Genomic DNA, 17731 nt, shown 5'->3' on the forward strand with positions numbered 1-17731 from the left:
CGACAGTGCTTCTTGTAGCTGGCAGAACCGTGGACAACCGCTGAGAGTGGAGTGACTGGGCTTGAGGACTTGGCGGCTCAGGTGCGGCACGGTTGGGCTGCTGGCAACGGGGCTCCTCGCGGCCTCGAACGGCGGACCGGCTATGGCGGACAACATCAGGGATTCACAGTGGACGCTTGTCGGCTACCAGGCCGATTCAGCGGTCTGGCCGGTCTCGCAGGGCGAGGGCGTAATCGTCGCAGTCATCGACAGCGGTGTGCTGAAAGAGCACGTCGATCTGATCGGGCAGGTTTTGCCTGGGGCCGATTTCTCAGGAGAGAACACCGACGGCACGGTGGACGGCAGTGGCCATGGAACGGGAATGGCAAGCCTCATTGCCGGACATGGCCATGGCAGCAAGGCCGGGGTCATGGGGCTGGCGCCGAAGGCGAAGGTTCTTCCGATTCGACTCAAGTGGGACGAGGGTGACCCGGCCTTGACCCAGGGAGTGGCCAAAGCCATCAGGTTTGCGGTAGACCACGGCGCCAAGGTTGTGAATATGTCGATTGGCGGCTTCGAGGGAGACGATCCGGACACGCGCGCGGCCGTGAAGTATGCCATCGACAAGGACGTGGTTCTGGTGGCGGCCACAGGAAACGGTGGTGATCGGGTTGAGCCGGTTGAATACCCGGCGGCCTTTCCCGGCGTCGTGGCGGTCGGCGCAGTGGACCGCAACGGTCTTCTCTGGGGGAAATCGACGTACGGGCCAGAAACCACGCTGGTTGCACCGGGTGCCGAGGTCCCGCGAGCGAGTGCGACCTCCTCGGCGGGATATGCGATCGCCAATGGCACGTCCGACTCCACCGCCTACGTGTCCGCCACAGCCGCGCTCATTCGCGCGAAGTACCCCAGCCTCTCGGCCGGCCAGGTCATCAACCGGATGATCCGGAGCGCCACTAGGCCGGCGGATGCCTCGAACCTGCCGAACGAGCGCTACGGGTACGGGATATTGGCCCCGAGCAAAGCGCTGGAACCGAATCCGGTCGTGGACGACGGCCCACGGGCCAATCCCCTGGTCGGGCGACCCGAGTCCCAACGGAGCGCTCCTCCCGCGGTTCCTGCTGCGGAGGAACCGTGGGAGGAGCCTGTGGCGGGGCAGGGGGGCGGGGGGAATGCGGGGGTTGCGTACACGGTGACGGGGGCGGCGGGGCTGGTGGTGGCCGGGGGGGCGGTCGGGGCGGTGCTGGTGGTGCGGGGGCGGCGTCGGCGGCTGGGGTAGTGGCCGTCCGGGCTACAGGGTGCGGTGCATGAGGTGGAGGCCGACGGGGCCCTCGGTGGGGTGGTCGAAGGCGGCGGGGACGGTGGCGAGGACGTCGAAGCCGAACGACTGCCAGAGGGCGACGGCGCGGTGGTTGGTCTCGACGACGGCGTTGAACTGCATGGCGCGGTAGCCGTCGGCGCGGGCCCGGTCGAGGACGTGGGCGCAGAGGGCGCGGGCGACGCCGCGGCCGGCGTGGCGGGGGTCGACCATGAAACCGGCGTTGGCGACGTGGGCGCCGGCGCCGGCCTGGTTGGGGTGGATCTCCGCGGTGCCGAGGACGGTCCCGGCCGGGTCCTCGTCGACGGCGACGAGGACACGGCCGCCGGGCTTGAACCAGGTGGCGCGGGCGCGGTCCTCGGGGGTGTCGCGGTCCCAGCAGTAGGTCTCGCCGGCGGCGACGATGTCGCGCAGGAACGGCCAGATGGCGGGCCAGTCGTCGGGGGTGGCGTCGCGGATGTGCATGGTGTCCAGCATGGACCGGAGTGCCCCGTTCCGACCAGGGGCGATGTCCCGGTGCGAGGTCTCCCCGGGCGGTCCGGACGGCGGCCGGACCGCCCGGGCTACTCGGCGACGGCGATCTGCTCGCGGTGGCGGGCGGCCGGTCCGGTGAGCTGGTCGGCGACGGCGACGGCGAGGTCGGCCTGGGCGATCCGCCGGCCGAGGACCTGCGGGCCGCCGAGCCGGTAGCGGCCGGTGCCGGGGGCGGTGCGGTCGAGGTCCAGGGGCGGGGTGACGGTGACCCAGTCGAGCGTGGCGGGGGAGGCCCGGAGCAGGTCGAGGGCGGCGGCGTGGCCGAGCGAGAAGGCGCGGTGGGCCTCGGGGAAGGCGGGGTCGTCGTGGACGGCCACGCCGGGGGCGGTCTCCAGGGTGGTGGCCACTCCGACGTGGACCAGCCGGCGGACCCCGGCCGCGGGGAGGCCGGCGACGAGGGCGCGGGCGGCGGCGGGGTAGAACTCGGCGGAGGGCACGTCGGGGGTGTAGACGGTGCTCACGGCGGCGCTGTGGCCGCGGGCCGCGCCGGTGACGGCGGCGGGGTCGGTGATGTCGCAGGACACCAGGGTGACGCCGGGGCCGGTGAGGTCGGCGTGGCGTCCGGGGTCGCGGACGGCGGCGGTGACGGTCAGCCCGCGGCGCCGGGCCTCGGCGACCACGGCGCGGCCGACCTGGCCGCCGGCGCCGAAGACGATGACGTCCACGGGTGTTTCGATCGGGCTGTCGGTGCTGCTCATCGCGGTCTCCGTCCGTCGGGGGCGTCGTCGCCCGCCGTTGCCGTGACGGTAGACCGGGGGGTGCCGGTTACTTCAACGGTACCGGCGGCCGACGGGGCCTGGCCGGCCGACGGGGGCCTGTCCGGCGGACGGGGCCGTACTGCCGGCCCGGACCGCGCGGGCGCCGGGTCCGTTACCGTCGGGGCATGACGCAGACCGGGGGAACGACGCGGACCGTGCCCGTACCGCTGCCGGCGGACTTCTTCGACCCGGACTGCCCGGTGCAGACGGTTCCGGTGCTGGGTGGCCGCAAGTGGGCGTGGAAGATCATGCGCTGCCTGGAGGGCGGCCCGCGCCGCTTCTCCGAGCTGCGGGTCCCGCTGGCGGGGATCACCGCGAAGGTGCTCGCCGAGTCGCTGCGCGCGATGGAGTACGAGGGCGTGGTCGTCCGGACCGAGTACGACGAGAACCCGCCGCGGGTCGAGTACGCGCTGACGCCGCTCGGGCGGACGCTGCTGGGGCCGATGGACGCGGTCTGCGACTGGAGCCGCGCGAACCTGGCGGAGCTGCTGGCGGCGCGCGAGGCGTACGAGCGGGAGCCCTCCGCGTAGGGGTCCGCCGTAGCGGCGCCCGGTGGCGCCCGGTGGCCACGGGCGGACGGCGTGGCAGCATTTCGGCGACCGCTGGCGCGGACGCCGCTGGTGGGGCGGGCGCGGGCCCGGCCATGCTGGGGGCATGACCACTTCTGAGCAGGCCGAGGCCGCCGCCGACGGGATCGTTCCGGACTCCAAGGACTGGACCTGGGTCCTGGAGCGCCCCTGCCCGGACTGCGGGCTGGATTCCGGGGCGGTGGACCGGGAGGACGTCGCCGGAATGATCCGGGCCAACGCGGAGGGCTGGACGGCCGTGCTGGCGGGGGACCCGGGGGCGCTGCGCCGTCGGCCGCGTCCGGAGATCTGGTCGGACGTCGAGTACGCGTGCCACGTCCGGGACGTGTTCCGGCTGTTCCGCGTGCGGCTGGACCTGATGCTGGACCGGGAGGACCCGCTGTTCCCGAACTGGGACCAGGACGGGACGGCTGTCGCCGAGCGGTACGGGGAGCAGGAGCCGGCGGTGGTGGCGGTGGAGCTGGCGGAGGCCGCGGAGCTGCTGGCGGTGGCCTTCGAGGGGGTGGTGGGCGCGCAGTGGGCGCGGACCGGAAACCGCAGCGACGGGGCGCGTTTCACGGTGGAGTCGTTCTCCCGCTACCTGATCCACGATCCGGTCCACCACCTGTACGACGTGACGGGCGAGCGGGTCTGAACGGGATCCGGCCGGTCCCTCGGACGGGTCCTTCGGGCGGGTCCTTCCGACGGGTCGCTCCGGCCGGGCCGCCGGGCGGTCGGGCCGGTCGGGCCGGTGGTTCGGGTCGGGGTGCGGCGGTGACGGGGGGGCGCGACGGGCAGGGCGACGCGCCCCGGGTCACCAGCCGGAGGCCTCGCGCAGCATGGTGCGGCGCAGTCGACCGGCCACGCTGGCGGTGTCGGTGCCGATGACGTCGGCGATCTCGGGTGCGGCGAGTCCGACGACGTAGTGCAGGATGGCGAGGTCGTCATCGGCGGCGTGGCCGGGGCGGTCCGGTGGCGGGCCGCTCTGCCGGGTGTGCTCGCCGACGGTGTTGCGCAGGATCTGCCAGGCGCGCGCGGTGGGGTTGGAGCTTCCCAGTAATTCGCGCCAGTGGACGGCGATTTCGGCGAACGCCTGCTGGACGGCGCCGACCGCCTGGGTGTGGTCGGGCAGCCAGACGTGGGCGTAGCTGAGGTACCGCGGTCGGTGGAGTTCGCAGAACGCCGCGAACTCCAGCGGTACGGCGGGAGGTGCGCCGGGCCCCGGGGGTGGCTCGGCCGTGCTGTCCTGACGATTGGTCATCTCGGCTTCTCGGCAAGTGAGATGGGCATCTGACGGTCGATCATCTGTGCTCACTCTACGGTAGGCGCTCGGTGCGCTGGGTTACCAATCGGATGGAATGCCCGGAAGGCGCCGACGCGCGGCCGGTTCCGGCGGTGGCCGGGTGAGGGCCGGCGGGTGGCGCGGCGGTGGTGAGCGGGGGGTGAGCGGTGCGCAGTGATGTCAGAGGCGGTGCTGCTGGTGCGTCGTGGCCGGTCAGCGGGGTGGCACGGCCGGGGCGGCGGGCCGGTCGGCGCGCCGTCGCGGACGGTGTGATGTGCCACCGTAAGCGGTTCGGCGGCTCTCGTCCACGCCTGCGGCGCGAAGCTGATTCCGCACCACCGTCCGCACCACCGTTCATGCGCTCGGCGGGCCCGGTGGACTGGGGTGCGGGGCCGGGGGCAGTGGCTCCCCGGGTGGGTTGATCGGTGGGCCGGCCCCGTCGCGCGCGTTCCGCGCGCCCGGCCCGTTGTCGGCCTGTAGCCGCGTACCAGAAGGAAATTGACTGAGCGTCAGTAAGGTCGGCGGGTCTCGGTGGCGGCGACCCTGGCGTCCGCCGCGGTGCTCCGTTCGAGTTGGGCGGGGAACGTCTCGACGACCCGTCGGCGGGCCAGTCGGGCGGCCGAGGCCGCGGCGGCCTCGGCGGCGGCCGCAGCGGCGCCGGCGGCCTCCAGCCGGCCGCGGTCGGCGCGGCCGATCGCGTTGCCGTGGCCGCCGTGGCCGCCACTGACGTCGACGGCTTCGACGGCGCCGGCGGCGGCGTCGTGGGCGGGTCCGGGTGCCTCGCAGGCGGCTCCACCGGGTTCGTGGACGGCTTCGTGGTCCGTTTCGTCGGTGCCGCGCCGGCCGCGTCCGTGGACGGCGCGGGCGGCGTGTTCCTCGGCCGCCTGTCTAGCGGCGAGGTAGGCCTGGACGGCGGCCATCCCGTAGACGGGTTGGATCAGCTGGTGGCCCTTGAAGAAGGGTCTGGCGGGGGCGAACCCGGCGGCGACCACCAGATCGCGGATCTCCGCTATCTCCGCCTCGCTGCGGGCGGTGAAGCGGACCTCCCAGCCCTTCTTGTAGGTATGGCCCTGTTCACCGCTGCGGCGGGCCGGGTCTGGCCGGCGGACGTATCCGGGCAGGCGGCCGAGGCGGAGCTGGGCCGCGCGGAGGCCGGCGGTCTCGTCACGTGACATGCACTAAGGGTAGGCAATGCGGAGGGCGGGAGTGACGCCCGGAGGTGACTTCGGCGTATGTGCTTGGTCACGCACGGTCAGACATACTGGTGACTCGTCGACGAGGACCGGTTCTGACAAGCATATGATCACCCATTCCTCCGAATGGGTGAGGGTATGAGGACTTTAGTGCGGGCTGGTCCCGGTTTCGCGACGGTTGGGTAACAGTGCGTCAGGCGGCCGGTCGACGTTCCGGGCGGTTGGGGATGGTGTCGGCATGAGCTACCGGATTCCCACGCCGCCGCCTTCCCTGGAGGAGCTGGCGCGCCGTCAGCAGAACGTCGTCACCGCAGGCCAGCTGCGCGCCCGGGGCGTGCCGAGCCGGGTCGTCAGTGAACACTGCCGCCGCGGCGGTTCCTGGCAGCGGCTGCTGCCCCGGGTCTACCTGCTGCAGTCCGGCGAGCCCTCGCCGGAGCAGCGGATGTGGGCGGCCCTGCTCTACGCGGCGCAGAACGGCCGCGAGGAGGGGCGCCGCGAGGGGGCGGTGATCACCGGCGCCGCCGCGCTGGCGCTGTACGGCTTCACCGCGGTGCCCCGACTGCCCGCCGTCACCGGTGTGGACGTGCTGGTGCCCCGCCAGCGCCGACTGAAGGACGCGGGCGAGGTCCGGATCCGGCGCACCGAACGGGAGCTGGTGGCCCGCTCGGTGCACGGCCTGGCCTGCGCGCCGGTGGCCCGGGCGGTCGCGGACGCGCTGCGGGAGTGGACGTCCGGTGCGGGCCCGGCCGGTCCGGTGCCGGTCCGGGAGGTGCTGGGCGAGGCCGTCGGCCGCCCCGAGCTCCGCTGCACCGTGCGGGAGTTGACCGCCGAGCTGGTCGAGTCCGGGCTGGTCGACGACCCCCGGGTGCGGGCGGTGCTGGACGGCTTGCTGGCCGCCGAACGGGACGCGGTGCTGCGCCGGGTCGGCGAGCTGGTCGACGAGTGGCTGCTGCCCGCCCCGCTGACCGGCCCGGAGCTGCGGATGCGCGGCGGCACCTACATCGCCGTACCCGACCTGTACTGGCCCGCGGCGGGCGTGGCCGTGGAGGTGGACTCCGAACTGCGCTGCGTCAGCGAGGGGGAGGCGGCCTGGGTGCGCGGCGGCCAGCACCGGATGGAGTACCTCGGGGTCCGGGTGGTCTACGTCTCCGGCACGCGCCTGGCGGACGACGCGGACGCCGTCGGCGCCGAGTTGCGCGAGGCGTTCCGGCTGGGCGGCACCGACGTGGTGGAGCTGCTGATCACCGAGCGCTGAACCCGCAGGGCGGGACGCTCAGCCCCCGACCACGGGCGTTCCGATCAGCTCCACCCCGGCCGCCCGCAGCTCCGCCAGCGCGGCGGTGGTGGTCGGCTCGGAGACCCCGGCCGTCAGGTCGAGCAGGATCCGGGTGGTGAACCCGGCCCGCACCGCGTCCAGGGCGGTGGCCTTGACGCAGTGGTCGGTGGCGAGGCCGACCACGTCCACCTCGGTGACCTGCCGTTCGCGCAGCCACTCGGCCGGCCCGCGGTTGTTCTCGTCCACACCCTCGAAACCGCTGTACGCGGCCGCGTACGCGCCCTTGTCGAAGACCGCCTCGATCGCGCCGGAGGTGACGGACGGGGCGAAGTTGGGGTGGAAACCCACCCCCTCCGTGCCCGCCACGCAGTGCACCGGCCAGCTGCGCACGTAGTCGGGCCGGTCGGAGAAGTGGTCACCCGGGTCGATGTGGTTGTCGCGGGTGGCGAGGATGTGCCGGTAGCCGGGGGCGGACTCGGCGATGAGGTCGGTGATCGCGGCGGCCACCTCGGCCCCGCCCGTGACGGCCAGACTGCCGCCCTCGCAGAAGTCGTTCTGCACGTCGACGACGATCAGTGCCCGGTGCATGGCTCGCATTCCTCGGTCTGGTGGGGGCGGCGCGCCGGTTCGGGGCGCGTCCGACAGGTTCGGTGGGTTTCGGCGGGGCTTCGGCCGGGCGCCGGTGGAGCTTCTCCGGTGCGGGGACTCGGCGGTGGTCGGCGGGGACCGGGCGGGGCTCCGTGCGGGCCCGGCGGTGGGGACTTGAGGGGAACTCTACGGTCGACTGTAGGCAGTGGCATCCGGGGGCGGAAGGCCCGGTGCGGGCCCGACCGTCCGCCCCGTGTGCGAACGGTCGTCAGACCTGCAGTTCGGTCGCCAGCACCGGGTCGCCCTTGGAGAGCTGGGTGGCCGACAGCGGCAGCGCGGCCCGGGCCCGGACGTGCCGTTCCCGCGCGGCGGTGAGCGGCTCGCGGCCGACCACCTCGCCGCCCTTGACCAGCGGCACCTGGACGAGGTGCGGCTCCAGTTCGGCCGGGATCCGCCCGGTGCCGACCACCTCGGCCTCGGCGACGCCGTCCGCGTCGGGCCGCCGGGCCGCCCACTTGCGCCCGCCGGTGCTGGTCTTGCCGCCGGCCGCCCGCTTGGCGACCGGGAGCAGCGGGCCGTCCGGTTCGGTGGCCCGGGCGACCAGCTTGTAGACCATCGCGCAGGTCGGGTGGCCGCTGCCGGTGACCAGGCTGGTGCCGACGCCGTAGCCGTCCACCGGGGCGGCGGCCAGCGCGGCGATCGCGTACTCGTCGAGGTCGGAGGTGACGATGATCCGGGTCTCGGTGGCGCCGAGCTCGTCGAGCTGGCGGCGGACCCGGTGGGCGAGCAGCGTGAGGTCGCCGGAGTCGATCCGGACCGCGCCCAGCTCGGGGCCGGCCACCTCGACGGCGGTGCGGACGGCCTCGCGCAGGTCGTAGGTGTCGACCAGCAGGGTGGTGCCCCGGCCCATCGAGGCGATCTGGGCCCGGAAGGCGTCCCGCTCGCTGTCGTGGACGAGGGTGAAGGCGTGCGCGGCCGTTCCGGTGGTCGGGATGCCGTAGGTGAAGCCGGCCTCCAGGTCGGAGGTGGCCGAGAAGCCGGCCACGTACGCGGCGCGGGCGGCGGCGACGGCGGCCTGCTCGTGGGCGCGCCGGGCGCCCATCTCGATCACCGGGCGTCCGCCGGCGGCGGAGGCCATCCGGGAGGCCGCGGCCGCGATGGCCGAGTCGTGGTTGAGGATCGAGAGGATCACCGTCTCCAGGATCACCCCCTCGGCGAAGCTGCCCTCGACGGTGAGCAGCGGCGATCCGGGGAAGTAGACCTCGCCCTCGGGGTAGCCGTGGATGTCCCCGGTGAACCGGTAGTCGGCGAGGAAGCGCAGGGTCTCCTCGTCGACCACGTGCTGGTCCGACAGCCAGTCGAGCTGGGCGGAGGTGAAGCGGAAGTTCTCGACGGCGTCCAGGACCCGGCCGGTGCCGGCCACCACGCCGTAGCGTCGGCCGCCGGGCAGTCGGCGGGTGAACACCTCGAAGACGGAGCGGCGGTGCGCGGCTCCGCTGCGCAGGGCGGCCTGCAGCATGGTGAGCTCGTAGCGGTCGGTGAGCAGCGCGGTCGAGCCGGCCGCGGGCACGGAAGTGGCGTCCATGAGGATGATGCTACTACCCCTTAGCGTCAGATTGACGATTTCTCGTCGGGGGAGATCGTCCGGCGCGTTGCGAGCGCCGGGGCGGAATCGCCCGCCGGTCCCCCGGATGGCAGCATGGGGGCTGAAGGGGCCCGTGGCGGCCCTGTGGGATCAGAGTCGTGAGGAGGGACCCGTCGGTGAGTGTCGCGCCCGTGGAGATCGAGCGCCCGGAGGTCGAAGGCCTGCCGGTGGTGGAACCCGACACCCCCTGGGTCACCATCGTCCACAACGACCCGGTCAACCTGATGAGCTACGTCCAGTACGTCTTCCAGGCCTACTTCGGCTACCCGAAGGACAAGGCCCGGAAGCTGATGATGGAGGTGCACACCAAGGGCCGGACGGTGGTCTCCAGCGGATCCCGCGAGGAGATGGAACGCGACGTGCAGGCGATGCACGGCTACGGCCTGTGGGCCACGCTGCAGCACGACTGACACCGCCCGACCGCAGTACACCACCAGAGACGACGAAGACGGGCTGACCGATACCGATGGCTGGGTTGTTCGAGAGTGCCGGCGGCGGGAGCGCGGCGATCGCGCTGGACGAGCTGGAGGCCTCCATCCTGCGCTCGCTGGAAGTGCAGATGCTGGAGCTGATCGGCCCCGGCCCGGGCGGGGAGAACGACGACCCGCTGGCCGCCCTGTTCGCCGAGGGGCCGAGCGAGGCGCCCGACGACCCGGCGCTGGCCCGGCTCTTCCCGGACGCCTACGGCGATCCGGCGAAGCCCGCGGACGACGAGTCCCGGGAGGCCGCCGCCGAGTTCCGCCGCTACACCGAGCTGGACCTGCGGGCCCGCAAGCGCGAGGACGCGCTGCACGTCGTCCGGGCGCTGGACGGGCTCGACGGCGAGGGCGGGGTGCTGAAGCTGGCCGCCGCCGAGTGCCTGCGCTGGCTGGGCGCGCTCAACGACCTGCGGCTCACCCTGGGGGTGCGGCTGGAGATCACCGACGAGGACGAGCAGGGACTCTACGACCTGCCGGACAGCGACGAGCGCAAGCCGCTGGTGATGGCCTACCTCTGGCTCGGCGCCCTCCAGGAGTCGCTGCTGGAGTCGATCTCCGACTGATCCGCGCGACGGCCGGGCGCTCCGGCCGGGTGCTCCTGCCGCGTACGTCGGCCGGGTGCCCAGGCCCGGCCTCCGGGCCGCCCGCGCGCCCTTCCGAAAGGCCCCGACCACCCGTCCAGCATGCGGACGACCGGTCGGGGCCTTTCCGGTTAAAACGGGCGAAACCCTATCGGGACATGCTCAAATATCGCTCAGATGGACACCGCTCTCCGGATCCCGCGTGGTACGACTTCTCCCCACCCCACGAGACCACCCATCCAGGACGGTGCCAACATGGCCGAGCAGGTTTACGACGAAGTCGTCGACGCCAAACCGGACGAGGAGGGCTATCAGCGGGGGCTCGGCAGCCGCCAGATCCAGATGATCGCGATCGGCGGCGCGATCGGCACCGGCCTCTTCCTCGGCGCCGGCACCGCGATCTCCAAGTCCGGCCCCAGCCTGATCCTGTCCTACGCCGTCGCCGGCGTGGTGATCTTCGCGATCATGCGGGCACTCGGCGAACTGCTCACCTACCGCCCGGTGTCCGGGAGTTTCGCCGAGTACGCGCGGGAGTTCCTCGGCCCGTTCGCGGGTTACGTGACCGGCTGGACGTACTGGCTCTTCTGGGTTGTCACGGGCATGGCGGAAACCACCGCCGCCGCCGTCTACGTGAAGTTCTGGGCGCCAGGCATCCCGCAGTGGCTCAGCGCGCTCACGTTCCTGGTCATCCTCTACGGGGCCAACCTGATCTCGGTGAAGCTCTTCGGCGAGATCGAGTTCTGGTTCTCCATGATCAAGGTGACCGCCATCATCGGCATGATCCTGATCGGCATCGGGGTGCTCACCCTCGGCTTCAGCGACGCCGGTGACACCGCGTCGATCACCCACCTCTGGGAGAACGGCGGTTTCTTCCCCAAGGGCATCGGCGCCACCGTGATGACCCTGCAGATCGTCATGTTCGCCTACCTCGGCGTCGAACTCGTCGGCGTCACCGCCGGCGAGAGCGAGAACCCGAAGAAGACCCTGCCGCGCGCCATCAACACCCTGCCGTGGCGTATCGCGCTCTTCTACATCGGCGCCCTGGTGGTCATCCTCTCGCTGGTCCCGTGGACCGAGTTCCAGCCCGGCGTCAGCCCGTTCGTCGCCGCCTTCGGCAAGATCGGCATCCCCGCCGCCGCCGGCATCATCAACTTCGTGGTGCTCACCGCCGCGCTCTCCTCCTGCAATTCCGGCATGTACTCCACGGGCCGGATGCTCCGCGACCTCGCCCTGCGCGGCCAGGCCCCCGGCCGGCTCACCAAGCTCAACTCCAGCCGCACCCCGGCCGCCGCGATCACCCTCTCCTGCCTGCTGATGGGCGCCGGCGTGGTGCTCAACTACCTCGTCCCGGCCAAGGCGTTCGAGTACATCACCTCGGTCGCCACCGTCTGCGGCCTCTGGACCTGGGCGATGATCCTGATCTGCCAGATCCGCTACCGGAAGGCCTGGAGGGGCGGCCACCTGCCGCCGCCGAGCTTCAAGGCCCCCGGCGGCACCTGGACCAGCTGGGCCGCGCTCGCCTTCCTCGTCCTCGTGGTCGTGCTGATCGCCCTGGACGAGAGCAACCGGATCTCGCTGTACGTCTTCCCGGGCTGGGCCGTGCTCCTGGTGATCGGCTACCAGGTGCTCAAGCGCCGCCGCCCGGAGGCCGTCCACGCCGTCGCGCACGACCACCTGCACGCCCGCAACGGCTCCGGGGGCGGGTCCGGCGACCCGCACTGACCGGCCCGCGAGACCCCGGCGGCCCAGGCCGTGGACACCACGGCCGACGGCCGCCGGGGCGTGGCTATCCTGGCCGCATGTTGACCATCACCCGAGAACTGCGCGACGCGATCCTCGCCCACGCCCGCGCCGACCACCCGGACGAGGCCTGCGGCGTCGTCGCCGGCCCGGAGGGCAGCGACCGCCCCGAGCGGTTCATCCCGATGCTCAACGCGGCCCGCTCGCCGACCTTCTACGAGTTCGACTCGGGTGACCTGCTGAAGCTCTACCGCGAGATGGACGACCGGGACGAGGTGCCCGTGATCGTCTACCACTCGCACACCGCCACCGAGGCCTACCCGTCGCGCACCGACGTGACCTACGCCTCCGAGCCGAACGCCCACTACGTCCTCGTCTCCACCGCCGACGGCAACGGCCCGGAGGACCCTTACCAGTTCCGCTCGTTCCGCATCGTGGACGGTGAGATCACAGAGGAAGACGTCCAGGTCGTCGAGGCCCACCAGGCCTGACCCGCACCCACCTGGGCGAGGCCCGCCGACTGCCCGTGCGTCGTCGGCGGGCCTTTGCCGTTCCCCGGTAGTCTCAGCATGGGAAACGGAAGCATCCGGATCCCGAGACGGGCATGGATGAGCGGGCCCGGGAATCTATACGATGAGCCCATGCGTTCCGTCGATGTGAGCACCCAGGCCCCGGGCACCCGCCTCGTGGCGCGCCTGCACGTCGACCTGTGCCGGCTCGCCAGTGCGATCTGTCCCGGCACGCCGGCGCGCTCGCGCTGAGCCGCCCGCCCAGGCCCGCCGCAGGTTCCACGCTCCGGGCCCACCACGCCCTGCCGCGCCCGCTGCGGCGTCCACCCCACCTCACGACTCGCACAGGAGCGCACCCATGGCCATCGAGGTCCGCATCCCGACCATCCTCCGCACCTACACCGACGGCGCCAAGGCCGTCGAGGGCACCGGCAGCAACCTCGCGGAGCTCTTCAACGACCTCGACGCCCGTCACCCGGGCATCGCCGCCCGCCTGCTGGACGGCGGCGAACTGCGCCGCTTCGTCAACGTCTACCTGAACGACGAGGACGTCCGCTTCCTGGAGGGCATCTCCACCAACGTCGCCGACGGTGACAGTGTCACCATCCTGCCCGCCGTGGCCGGCGGCGCCCGCTGACCTCCCGCTCGCCCCGCTCCGCCCCGCCACCGCGGTCGGCCGGAGCGGGGCGAGCCGCCCGACCCGACCCTCACCGCCGTTGCCGGAGGCACCCCTTGCGTTACGACAGCCCGCTCGAAGCCGTCGGCAACACCCCGCTGGTCCGCCTGCCCCGGCTCTCCGCCGAGATCCCCGGCAACACCGAGGGCCTGGTCACCCTCTGGGCCAAGCTGGAGGACCGCAACCCCACCGGCTCCATCAAGGACCGCCCGGCGCTGCACATGATCGAGCGCGCCGAGGCCGACGGCCGGCTCACCCCGGGCTGCACCGTCCTGGAGCCCACCAGCGGCAACACCGGCATCGCGCTCGCCATGGCAGCCAAGCTCAAGGGCTACCGGATGGTCTGCGTGATGCCCGAGAACACCAGCGAGGAACGGCGCGAACTGCTCCGCATGTGGGGCGCCGAGATCATCCCCTCGCCGGCCGCCGGCGGCTCCAACACCGCGGTGCGCATCGCCAAGGAGATCGCCGCCGAGCATCCCGACTGGGTCATGCTCTACCAGTACGGAAACCCCGACAACGCCGGCGCCCACTACGCCACCACCGGGCCCGAGATCCTCGCCGACCTGCCCGCCGTCACCCACTTCGTGGCCGGCCTCGGCACCACCGGCACCCTGATGGGCGTCGGCCGGTTCCTGCGCGAGAAGGTCCCCGGCGTGCGGATCGTCGCGGCCGAACCGCGCTACGACGACCTGGTCTACGGCCTGCGCAACCTCGACGAGGGCTTCGTCCCCGAGCTGTACGACGCCGAGGTGCTCACCACCCGCTTCTCGGTCGGCTCCGCCGACGCCGTGCAGCGCACCCGCGAACTCCTCCAGCGGGAGGGCATCTTCGCGGGCGTCTCCACCGGTGCGATCCTGCACGCGGCGATCGGCGTCGGCCGCAAGGCCGCCAAGGCCGGCGAGCGCGCCGACATCGTCTTCGTGGTCGCCGACGGCGGCTGGAAGTACCTCTCCACCGGCATCTACACCGCCGAGTCCACCGAGGCGGCCGTCGAGGCGCTGCAGGGTCAGCTCTGGGCCTGAGGCCGTCCGGCCCGGGTGGCCGGCCGGCCGTGGCGCCCTCCGCGCAGCGCCCGTCCGCGCGGCCGTTCGCCGGACGGACGACCGTTCGTCCCCGTGACGATCGGGGATTTGTCCGTACCGTGCTCCCGGTCTGTCACGGTACGACCACGGTGTCCGTTCTGCGCTAAAGGTGCCGCCGGGCCCGGAAAAGCTGATCACGCACGTCCCCCCACGCACAGCCGGAGGTGACCCGTGAGCCGCAGCACCGACCTGTGGTCGTACGCCGAGATCGCCCGCCACATCAACGTCCAGCCCGAGACCGTCCGCAACTACCGACGGCACGGCCTGATCCCCGAACCGGACGTGACCGACGGCAGCGGCCACCCCCGCTGGTACCCCGAGACCATCCGCGCCTGGGCCCGCCGGCGTCCCGGCCACCGCTGAACCCGCCGCCGGACCCACCGCCGAACCAGCGCTGAACGACCGTCCGACCGCCCGCCGACCGAGGCACGCCCCCGGCTCCCCGGCGTTCTGGTGATTCCAGCCACAGCACGGCACGGAGACGGGGGCAAAGTGCCCCTCCGCCCTTACCCTCGACACACGCGAAGGGCAGCGCTACCGGCCGGTCGACCCGGCCCGCTCTGTCATGACCAGCGGCTGCCAGGACGTGTCGGGGCGGAGGGGCTCGGATGAAACTGACCGTGGTGGGGTGCTCGGGGAGCTTCCCGTCCGCCGACTCGCCGTGCTCCAGCTACCTCGTGGAGGCCGACGGCTACCGCGTCGTGCTCGACCTCGGCAACGGCGCACTCGGCGCCCTGCAGAAGTACGTGTCGATCTACGAGGTCGACGCCGTCCTGCTCAGCCACCTGCACGCCGACCACTGCGTCGACCTCTGCGCCTACTGGGTCGCCCGCAACTACCGCGCCGAGGGCTGTCCGGACCCGATGCCCGTCTACGGCCCGGCCGGGACCGCCGAACGGATGGCCCGCGCCTACGACATGCCCGAGAACCCGGGCATGAAGGAGGTGTTCGAGTTCCGCACCCTCACCCCCGGCCGCTTCGACCTCGGCCCGTTCCGCGTCGAGGTCGCCCAGGTCAACCACCCCGTCGACGCCTTCGCCTTCCGGCTGGAACACGACGGTCGCAGCCTCGTCTACTCCGGCGACACCGGCGAGAGCCCCGAACTCGTCGAACTCGCCCGCGACGCCGACCTCTTCCTCTGCGAGGCCGCCTACATCGACGGCCGCGACACCTACCGGGCCGTCCACCTCAACGGCCGGGAGGCCGGCGAGCACGCCACCGCCGCCCGCGCCCGCCGGCTCGTCCTCACCCACATCCCGCCGTGGACCGACGCCGAGCACAACCTCCGGGACGCCACCGCCGCGTTCGCCGGCCCCGTCGAGATCGCCCGGGCCGGCGCGGTCTACCCGATCTGACCCCGGCCCGCGCGCCCCACGCCGGGCCCGCGCCCCCGCACGCCCCGCGCCCCCACACCCCTCACGCGCCCATACGCGCAGGCGCCTACGCGCCCACCGGCGTCAGCCAGTGCCGGTACCGCGGATCCGCGCCCGAGACCGCCGCCTCGTACGCCTCCCGCAACCGCACCGTCAGCGGGCCCGGCGCACAAGGCAACGCGCGGTCGTCCAGCGAACCCACCGCCACCACCCCCGCCGCCGTACCGCACAGGAACACCTCGTCCGCCGCGTACAGGTCCGACCGCAGCAGCGCCTCCACCCGCACCTCCACCCCCAGGTCCCGGGCCAGCGTCAGCACCGTGTCCTGGGTGATCCCCTCCAGCGCGCCCGCGCTCGCCGGCGGCGTGCGCAACACCCCGCCGCGCACCGCGAACACGTTCTCGCCGGTGCACTCGCTCACCGTGCCGTCCGGCCCCAGCAGCAGCGCCTCGTCGTACCCCGCGTCGGTCGCCTCCCGGCGCGCCAGCACCGCGTTCAGGTACGGGCCCGTCGCCTTCGCGGCCGGCGGCACCGAGTTCGGATCGGTCCGCCGCCAACTGCTCGTCTTCAGCCTGATCCCCGCAGCGGCGTCCGGGAGCTGCCCGTGCCACTCCCAGCTCGCGATCGCCGTCGTGGTCGGCGAGAACCGCATGTCCAGGCCCATCGCGCCGTACCCCAGGAAGGCGAAGTGCCGCAGGTAGCAGGAGCGATGGCCGTTGGCCCGCACCAGGTCCACCGTCGCCACGGCCAAGTCGTCCACGCTGAAAGGGAGTTCCATCCGCAGCATGCGCGCACTGCGGTCCAGCCGGTGCAGGTGCTCGGACAGCCGGAAGACCGCCGGGCCGTCCGCCGTGGCGAACGCCCGGGTGCCCTCCAACACCCCCGTGCCGTAGTGCAGGCCGTGCGTCAGGACGTGCGTCCGCGCCTGCTGCCAGGGCACCAGCGCGCCGTCCAACCAGATCGTCGAAGCTTCGGGAAGAGCTGCCATGCCGCCCATCCTGACCACCCGCCCGCCGCCGGTCAGCCGCTCCGGCACTGCCGGAACCGGCCATGACCGGGAGCGGAAGCGAGCCGTCTCGCCCCTCGGAAACCCCCCGCCCGACCCGCACCCCCTTCACTAGGCTGCGCCGATGGAGAGCCCCACCGGCGGCGACGCCACCCAGCTCTACGCCCGCCTGCTCGCCGAACCCGGCCGCCCGCCCGCCGCCGCCGGCCCCGACTGGGACGAACCGCGACTCGCCGCCGCCACCGCCGAACTGCTGGCCCTCGGCCTGCTCCAGCCCACCGCCGCCGGAGATCCCCCCGGCCACGCCGCCGTCTCCGTCGACACCGCCGTCCGCCAACTGCTGATCGACGCCGACGAACAGGTCACCGCCCTGGTCGGCGCGCTCCACCGGGCCCGCGACTCGGTCGACCGCCTGCACACCCGCTACCTCCCCGTCCAGCACCGGCACCGGACCGGCAGCGCCCTCGAACTGGTCAGCGGCGCCGAACGGATCGCCGCCCTGCTGGAGGACGCCGCCCGCGGCGCCCGCACCGAGGCGCTCTCGCTCCGCCCCGGCCAGGACCTCTCCGAGGCCGCCCTCGCCGGCAAGCTCGCCCGCGAGCGGCTCGCCCTCGCCCACGGGGCCGCGCTGCGCACCATCTACCCGGCCGCGGCGCTGCGCCGGCCGGCCGTGCTCGCGCACGTCCGGGAGCTGACCGCGGCCGGGGCGCGGATCAGGACGGCCCACTCGCTGCCGCTCTGGCTGATCGTGGTCGACGCCCGGCTCGCGATCCTGCCCGCCCCGGGCGCCGGGCCGGGCGGGGACGCCCCCGCCGCCGAGGCGGCGGTGGTGGTGCGCGAGCCGGCGCTGGTCGCGCTGGTGGCCGAACTGTTCGAGTACTTCTGGTCGGCGGCCTGCACCCTGGTCGAACTCGTGCCCGGTGCGGAGGAGATGACGGATCGGCACGGCGCGGTGCTGCGGTTGCTGGCGGCCGGGCTGACCGACGTGGCGATCGCCCGGAAGCTGGAGGTGTCCGAGCGGACGGTGCGCCGGCTGGTCGCCGAACTGACCGCCGGCCTGGGCGCGGAGAGCCGCTTCCAGGCCGGCGTGTACGCGGCCCGTCTCGGCCGCGTCTGACCGCCCCGGCCCGAGATACGGCCCGA

Annotated in this window: 21 protein-coding genes; 14 read left to right on the forward strand and 7 right to left on the reverse strand. The window is 73.1% G+C overall.

The window, feature by feature from the left end; genetic code table 11:
* Positions 1-142 precede the first annotated feature (142 nt).
* Positions 143-1258 carry a S8 family serine peptidase gene (locus ABZY91_RS02185; RefSeq protein WP_355399152.1) on the forward strand — a complete coding sequence of 372 codons (1116 nt, stop codon included), beginning with the start codon at positions 143-145 and terminating at the stop codon, positions 1256-1258.
* A gap of 12 nt (positions 1259-1270) precedes the next feature.
* Here ABZY91_RS02185 and ABZY91_RS02190 read toward each other — a convergent pair whose 3' ends face one another.
* Together ABZY91_RS02190 and ABZY91_RS02195 are read right to left on the reverse strand one after the other, a co-directional pair.
* Positions 1271-1762 (reverse strand): GNAT family N-acetyltransferase, encoded by a 492-nt coding sequence (locus tag ABZY91_RS02190; protein ID WP_355399307.1) that lies wholly within the window; start codon positions 1760-1762, stop codon positions 1271-1273.
* Positions 1763-1860: 98 nt separating this feature from the next.
* Positions 1861-2529 (reverse strand): NAD(P)H-binding protein, encoded by a 669-nt coding sequence (locus ABZY91_RS02195; protein ID WP_355399154.1) that lies wholly within the window; start codon positions 2527-2529, stop codon positions 1861-1863.
* 185 nt (positions 2530-2714) lie between these two features.
* Between ABZY91_RS02195 and ABZY91_RS02200 the strand changes: the two genes are divergently transcribed.
* Together ABZY91_RS02200 and ABZY91_RS02205 are read left to right on the forward strand one after the other, a co-directional pair.
* Positions 2715-3119, forward strand: coding sequence for a helix-turn-helix domain-containing protein (locus tag ABZY91_RS02200; protein ID WP_329952490.1), 405 nt, complete (start codon positions 2715-2717; stop codon positions 3117-3119).
* Positions 3120-3243: 124 nt separating this feature from the next.
* Positions 3244-3810, forward strand: coding sequence for a DinB family protein (locus ABZY91_RS02205; RefSeq protein WP_329952489.1), 567 nt, complete (start codon positions 3244-3246; stop codon positions 3808-3810).
* Between the two features lie 159 nt (positions 3811-3969).
* On the opposite strand, the gene ABZY91_RS02210 is transcribed toward ABZY91_RS02205, so the two are convergent.
* Positions 3970-4416: a hypothetical protein gene (locus ABZY91_RS02210; RefSeq protein ID WP_329952488.1), complete on the reverse strand. Its 447-nt coding sequence runs from the start codon at positions 4414-4416 to the stop codon at positions 3970-3972.
* 530 nt (positions 4417-4946) lie between these two features.
* On the reverse strand, positions 4947-5612 hold the full coding sequence (locus tag ABZY91_RS02215; RefSeq protein ID WP_355399156.1) for a hypothetical protein: 666 nt from the start codon (positions 5610-5612) through the stop codon (positions 4947-4949).
* Between the two features lie 256 nt (positions 5613-5868).
* On the opposite strand from ABZY91_RS02215, the gene ABZY91_RS02220 reads away from it, so the two are divergent.
* Positions 5869-6885, forward strand: a complete 1017-nt coding sequence (locus ABZY91_RS02220; protein ID WP_329883615.1) for a hypothetical protein — start codon at positions 5869-5871, stop codon at positions 6883-6885.
* An 18-nt stretch (positions 6886-6903) separates the two neighbouring features.
* Here the strand turns inward: ABZY91_RS02220 and ABZY91_RS02225 are convergent, their stop codons facing one another.
* Together ABZY91_RS02225 and ABZY91_RS02230 are read right to left on the reverse strand one after the other, a co-directional pair.
* A complete protein-coding gene (locus ABZY91_RS02225; RefSeq protein WP_355399158.1) occupies positions 6904-7494 on the reverse strand; it encodes an isochorismatase family protein in 591 nt (196 codons plus the stop codon).
* A 268-nt stretch (positions 7495-7762) separates the two neighbouring features.
* A complete protein-coding gene (locus ABZY91_RS02230) occupies positions 7763-9079 on the reverse strand; it encodes a nicotinate phosphoribosyltransferase (RefSeq protein ID WP_329952485.1) in 1317 nt (438 codons plus the stop codon).
* Positions 9080-9255: 176 nt separating this feature from the next.
* Between ABZY91_RS02230 and clpS the strand changes: the two genes are divergently transcribed.
* The 9 genes from clpS (at position 9256) to ABZY91_RS02275 (ending at position 15564) form a co-directional block, all read left to right on the forward strand.
* Positions 9256-9549, forward strand: a complete 294-nt coding sequence (clpS, locus tag ABZY91_RS02235; protein WP_063351371.1) for an ATP-dependent Clp protease adapter ClpS — start codon at positions 9256-9258, stop codon at positions 9547-9549.
* Positions 9550-9605: 56 nt separating this feature from the next.
* Positions 9606-10181 (forward strand): DUF2017 domain-containing protein, encoded by a 576-nt coding sequence (locus ABZY91_RS02240; protein ID WP_355399161.1) that lies wholly within the window; start codon positions 9606-9608, stop codon positions 10179-10181.
* A 273-nt stretch (positions 10182-10454) separates the two neighbouring features.
* The gene (locus ABZY91_RS02245) at positions 10455-11921 is read left to right on the forward strand and encodes an amino acid permease (RefSeq protein WP_355399163.1); all 1467 of its coding nucleotides are present in this window, start codon (positions 10455-10457) and stop codon (positions 11919-11921) included.
* Between the two features lie 77 nt (positions 11922-11998).
* Positions 11999-12430, forward strand: a complete 432-nt coding sequence (locus ABZY91_RS02250) for a M67 family metallopeptidase (RefSeq protein ID WP_355399165.1) — start codon at positions 11999-12001, stop codon at positions 12428-12430.
* A 150-nt stretch (positions 12431-12580) separates the two neighbouring features.
* Positions 12581-12700: a putative leader peptide gene (locus ABZY91_RS02255; protein WP_327677307.1), complete on the forward strand. Its 120-nt coding sequence runs from the start codon at positions 12581-12583 to the stop codon at positions 12698-12700.
* Between the two features lie 106 nt (positions 12701-12806).
* Complete coding sequence (locus tag ABZY91_RS02260; RefSeq protein ID WP_329883622.1) at positions 12807-13085, forward strand: MoaD/ThiS family protein; 279 nt, start codon at positions 12807-12809, stop codon at positions 13083-13085.
* Positions 13086-13180: 95 nt separating this feature from the next.
* Complete coding sequence (locus ABZY91_RS02265) at positions 13181-14149, forward strand: cysteine synthase (RefSeq protein WP_329883624.1); 969 nt, start codon at positions 13181-13183, stop codon at positions 14147-14149.
* Positions 14150-14380: 231 nt separating this feature from the next.
* Complete coding sequence (locus ABZY91_RS02270; RefSeq protein ID WP_329883625.1) at positions 14381-14572, forward strand: MerR family transcriptional regulator; 192 nt, start codon at positions 14381-14383, stop codon at positions 14570-14572.
* A gap of 245 nt (positions 14573-14817) precedes the next feature.
* Positions 14818-15564, forward strand: a complete 747-nt coding sequence (locus ABZY91_RS02275) for an MBL fold metallo-hydrolase (protein ID WP_329883626.1) — start codon at positions 14818-14820, stop codon at positions 15562-15564.
* Positions 15565-15649: 85 nt separating this feature from the next.
* Here the strand turns inward: ABZY91_RS02275 and ABZY91_RS02280 are convergent, their stop codons facing one another.
* Positions 15650-16570 (reverse strand): branched-chain amino acid transaminase, encoded by a 921-nt coding sequence (locus tag ABZY91_RS02280; RefSeq protein ID WP_329952483.1) that lies wholly within the window; start codon positions 16568-16570, stop codon positions 15650-15652.
* A gap of 142 nt (positions 16571-16712) precedes the next feature.
* On the opposite strand from ABZY91_RS02280, the gene ABZY91_RS02285 reads away from it, so the two are divergent.
* Positions 16713-17705 carry a helix-turn-helix transcriptional regulator gene (locus ABZY91_RS02285; RefSeq protein WP_355399169.1) on the forward strand — a complete coding sequence of 331 codons (993 nt, stop codon included), beginning with the start codon at positions 16713-16715 and terminating at the stop codon, positions 17703-17705.
* Positions 17706-17731 lie beyond the last annotated feature (26 nt).

The sequence above is a fragment of the Kitasatospora sp. NPDC002965 genome (assembly GCF_040611255.1).
In the GTDB taxonomy this organism is placed as follows: Bacteria; Actinomycetota; Actinomycetes; order Streptomycetales; family Streptomycetaceae; genus Kitasatospora.

What these genes read in the sequence shown, in the direction of transcription:
- ABZY91_RS02190 (WP_355399307.1), bottom strand. Translation starts at nt 1,762, where the DNA reads ATGCACATCCGCGACGCCACCCCCGACGACTGGCCCGCCATCTGGCCG.
- ABZY91_RS02250 (WP_355399165.1), top strand. Translation starts at nt 11,999, where the DNA reads ATGTTGACCATCACCCGAGAACTGCGCGACGCGATCCTCGCCCACGCC.
- ABZY91_RS02230 (WP_329952485.1), bottom strand. Translation starts at nt 9,079, where the DNA reads ATGGACGCCACTTCCGTGCCCGCGGCCGGCTCGACCGCGCTGCTCACC.
- ABZY91_RS02240 (WP_355399161.1), top strand. Translation starts at nt 9,606, where the DNA reads ATGGCTGGGTTGTTCGAGAGTGCCGGCGGCGGGAGCGCGGCGATCGCG.
- ABZY91_RS02220 (WP_329883615.1), top strand. Translation starts at nt 5,869, where the DNA reads ATGAGCTACCGGATTCCCACGCCGCCGCCTTCCCTGGAGGAGCTGGCG.
- ABZY91_RS02210 (WP_329952488.1), bottom strand. Translation starts at nt 4,416, where the DNA reads ATGACCAATCGTCAGGACAGCACGGCCGAGCCACCCCCGGGGCCCGGC.
- ABZY91_RS02205 (WP_329952489.1), top strand. Translation starts at nt 3,244, where the DNA reads ATGACCACTTCTGAGCAGGCCGAGGCCGCCGCCGACGGGATCGTTCCG.
- ABZY91_RS02275 (WP_329883626.1), top strand. Translation starts at nt 14,818, where the DNA reads ATGAAACTGACCGTGGTGGGGTGCTCGGGGAGCTTCCCGTCCGCCGAC.
- ABZY91_RS02255 (WP_327677307.1), top strand. Translation starts at nt 12,581, where the DNA reads ATGCGTTCCGTCGATGTGAGCACCCAGGCCCCGGGCACCCGCCTCGTG.
- ABZY91_RS02225 (WP_355399158.1), bottom strand. Translation starts at nt 7,494, where the DNA reads ATGCACCGGGCACTGATCGTCGTCGACGTGCAGAACGACTTCTGCGAG.
- ABZY91_RS02195 (WP_355399154.1), bottom strand. Translation starts at nt 2,529, where the DNA reads ATGAGCAGCACCGACAGCCCGATCGAAACACCCGTGGACGTCATCGTC.
- ABZY91_RS02185 (WP_355399152.1), top strand. Translation starts at nt 143, where the DNA reads ATGGCGGACAACATCAGGGATTCACAGTGGACGCTTGTCGGCTACCAG.
- ABZY91_RS02245 (WP_355399163.1), top strand. Translation starts at nt 10,455, where the DNA reads ATGGCCGAGCAGGTTTACGACGAAGTCGTCGACGCCAAACCGGACGAG.
- ABZY91_RS02285 (WP_355399169.1), top strand. Translation starts at nt 16,713, where the DNA reads ATGGAGAGCCCCACCGGCGGCGACGCCACCCAGCTCTACGCCCGCCTG.
- ABZY91_RS02260 (WP_329883622.1), top strand. Translation starts at nt 12,807, where the DNA reads ATGGCCATCGAGGTCCGCATCCCGACCATCCTCCGCACCTACACCGAC.
- ABZY91_RS02200 (WP_329952490.1), top strand. Translation starts at nt 2,715, where the DNA reads ATGACGCAGACCGGGGGAACGACGCGGACCGTGCCCGTACCGCTGCCG.
- ABZY91_RS02215 (WP_355399156.1), bottom strand. Translation starts at nt 5,612, where the DNA reads ATGTCACGTGACGAGACCGCCGGCCTCCGCGCGGCCCAGCTCCGCCTC.
- ABZY91_RS02280 (WP_329952483.1), bottom strand. Translation starts at nt 16,570, where the DNA reads ATGGCAGCTCTTCCCGAAGCTTCGACGATCTGGTTGGACGGCGCGCTG.